We start from the raw sequence: 3,027 nt of genomic DNA, 5'->3' as shown, positions 1-3,027 counted from the left end.
CCCTGCCGTACGGAGCGTGCTGCTGGCGGCTGCGGCCGGTGCCGCGTTCGGTATCGCCTCGGTCTTCACCAAGACGGTCACGGTGGACTGGGCCTCGGACACACCGAGTGTGCAGCTGCCGAGCCTGCTGATCATCGCGGTCCTCGCGATCGGCGGGCTGCTGCTCTCCCAGGCGTCCTACCGAGGTGCGGGACTGGCCGCGCCGCTGGCCACGGTCACCGTCGTCAATCCGGTGGTGGCCGCGACCGTGGGCCTGACGCTCTTCGGTGAGCAGTTCCGCCACGGCGTCCTCGGTACGGTGCTGGCGCTGGGCTCCGGTGTGGTCGCCGCGGGCGGGCTGATACTGCTCACCACGGAGCGGCTCGGAGCCTCGCGGGCGGGCGGCCCGGGCGCGTCTGCGGCTCCGTCGGCGGCCTCTGGCCGGCTGGGCCGGGCGGATCGCCCGGGACCGGCTCATCCGGGACCGGCCGGGGCGGGCGGCAGCACCGTGGCCCCGGCCTCGGACGCTCCCTCAGAGCCTGATGCCCGCGGCCCGCAGATAGGCGAGCGGATCGATGTCGGTCCCGTAGTCCGGCCCCGTACGCATCTCGAAATGGAGATGCGGTCCCGTACTGTTACCGGTCGATCCTGACCGTGCGATCCGCTGGCCGCCGCCGACCTGCTGGCCCTCACGCACATTGAGCGCGGAGAGATGCGCGTACTGGCTGTACTTGCCGTCCTCGTGCCGGATGACGATCTGATAGCCGTACGAGCCCGCCCAGCCGGCCGAGACCACATGTCCGGCGGCGACGGCCTTCACCGAGGTGCCGGTGGGCACCGGGAAGTCCACACCGGTGTGATAGCCGCTGGCCCAGGAGCCGGCCTGGCGGTACTGGGTCCCGGTGGAGGCGGAGACGGGCGCGGTGACCGCGGCCGTCCTCGGCCTCTCGGCGCGGGCGGGCGCCTTGGCCTGCTGCTTCTTCTCCGTCTGCTTCGGCTTCTCGGCCTGCTTGGGTTTCGCCGCCGCCTGCTTGGGCTTTTCGGCCTGCTTCGGCTTGGCCGCCGCCTGCTTCGGCTTCGCGGCCGGTACGGGCTTCGCCGTCTCCCTGGGCCCTGTGGTGGCGCTGCCCTTGGGAGGCGTGCCCTTCGCGGGCGCCAGTACATGCAGGACGAGCTTCTGGCCGGGGAAGATCAGATCGGGATCCGTACCGATGAGCTGACGGTTCTCCTCGTACAGCCGCTGCCAGCCGCCCTTGACGGACTCCTCGACTGCGATCGCGGAGAGCGAGTCGCCGCGCGCCACGGTGTAGCCCTCGCGCTGTGTCGGGACGGTGGTGGGCGACGCGGCCTTCTTCGGCCGGCTCTGCTCGGTCTGGCGGCTCTGCGCCGACTTCGTCCGGAGCGGGCCGCTGGTCCGCTCGGTCGCGGCTTCGGGCGCGTTGCCGCCGTCGCCGGTCCGGTCCGGAGTGATGTCCGGCGCGTCGCCGCCCCGCGTCAGTCCGGCCTGTACCGAGCAGGCGGGCCAGGCTCCCGGGCCCTGGCCCTTGAGCACCTTCTCCGCGACGGCGATCTGCTGGTCCTTCGTGGCCAGATCGGCGCGCGGCGCATAGCTTCCGCCGCCGTACGCCTCCCAGGTGGACTGGGTGAACTGGAGTCCGCCGAAGTAGCCGTTACCGGTGTTTATCTGCCAGTTGCCGGTCGACTCACAGGCCGCCACCTTCTCCCAGACATCCACCGACGCTCCATGCGCCGATCCGGCGGCGATGAGCGGCAGTGCCATCCCGGCGCCGCTCGCCGTAACGGTCAGCGATGCTCGGTTGATACGGCTCGGCTGGTACCTGCGGTGCCGACCGGTTGCGGCCATGGCTGGGCTCCCCCACTGGCTGTAGGACACGTCGCAACCGGACAACTTACGGGCTGCGCACACACCGTGACAAGACCTCAACTGGTGGCGACCGCAACCCGGTTCGACCGATCGGCGCCCTGCCTGGTCAGCGGCCCCTCCTCGGTGCGGGCCGACGGCGGAAGCCGGGCCGCCGGTGTCCCGCGAGAGCCGCCATTGACAGCGCCGAGGCCGTCCGGCGAGTCTTGGCGCAGCAAATGGGAGAGCGCTCTCCCAGTATGGAGCGAAGGGTGCGGACATGACCGAGGAAGAGATAGGCCATCTGCTGGAGAAGCTCGATCTCCGGCAGAAGGTGCGTCTGCTGACCGGCGCGAGCAACTGGCGTACGCATCCGGAACCGGCCCTCGGACTGCGCGCCCTTACCTTCTCGGACGGTCCCGCCGGAGTGCGCGGCGCGGCCTGGGACGAACGGGACACCTCGCTCGTGCTGCCCTCCCCGAGCGCGCTCGCGGCCTCCTGGGACGAGGAGTTGGTGACCGAGCTGGGCGGGCTGCTCGCGGAGGAGGCCCGGCGCAAGGGTGTCGACGTCCTGCTCGCACCCACGCTCAATCTGCACCGGTCGCCGCTGGGCGGGCGGCACTTCGAGTGTTTCTCCGAGGACCCGCTGCTGACCGGCCGTACGGGCGCGGCCCTCGTCCATGGCATCCAGGGCGGCGGAGTGGCGGCCACCGCCAAGCACTTCGTCGCCAATGACGCGGAGACCGACCGGCTCACCGTCGATGTGCGGGTAGACGAACGGACGCTGCGCGAGGTGTATCTCGCGCCCTTCGAAGCGGCGGTCGAGGCGGGCGTCTGGGCGGTGATGTCCGCGTACAACCGCGTCAACGGAGTCACGATGGCCGCGGGGCCGCTGCTGACCGAGCCGCTCAAGGGCGAGTGGCGCTTCACCGGGCCGGTGGTCTCCGACTGGGGCGCGGTCCGCTCGCTGCTCGACACCGCGCGCGCCGCGCAGGATCTGGCGATGCCGGGGCCCGAAAGCCCTTGGGCCGACGGGCTGTTCGCCGCCGTGCAGCAAGGGCTGGTCCCTGTGGCACGGATCGACGACAAGGTACGCAGACTGCTGCGGCTCGCCGACCGCGTGGGCGCGCTGGGTGAACGGCCCGCGGCGCGGCGGCCGTTGGCCGCGGTGGCGGCCGACGGGCGCG

Annotated in this window: 2 protein-coding genes and 1 pseudogene; 2 read left to right on the top strand and 1 reads right to left on the bottom strand. The window is 71.8% G+C overall.

Features of this window, described 5'->3' with window-relative positions:
* Positions 1-631 (top strand): annotated as a pseudogene (locus tag GA0115259_RS42525) (hypothetical protein); the annotation flags it as partial.
* Here the strand turns inward: GA0115259_RS42525 and GA0115259_RS38100 are convergent.
* Positions 512-1,843 carry a transglycosylase family protein gene (locus GA0115259_RS38100; protein ID WP_093605194.1) on the bottom strand — a complete coding sequence of 444 codons (1,332 nt, stop codon included), beginning with the start codon at positions 1,841-1,843 and terminating at the stop codon, positions 512-514. The pseudogene GA0115259_RS42525 and the gene GA0115259_RS38100 sit on opposite strands and share 120 nt — an antisense overlap.
* A gap of 277 nt (positions 1,844-2,120) precedes the next feature.
* Between GA0115259_RS38100 and GA0115259_RS38095 the strand changes: the two genes are divergently transcribed.
* A partial coding sequence (locus GA0115259_RS38095; RefSeq protein WP_141716891.1) for a glycoside hydrolase family 3 protein occupies positions 2,121-3,027 on the top strand: 907 nt, incomplete at its 3' end.

Origin of the sequence: Streptomyces sp. MnatMP-M17, from assembly GCF_900091995.1 — a bacterium.
Taxonomy (GTDB): domain Bacteria; phylum Actinomycetota; class Actinomycetes; order Streptomycetales; family Streptomycetaceae; genus Streptomyces.
The sequence above is the reverse complement of the archived record's forward strand: the minus strand, read 5'-3'. Positions and strand labels throughout refer to the sequence as shown.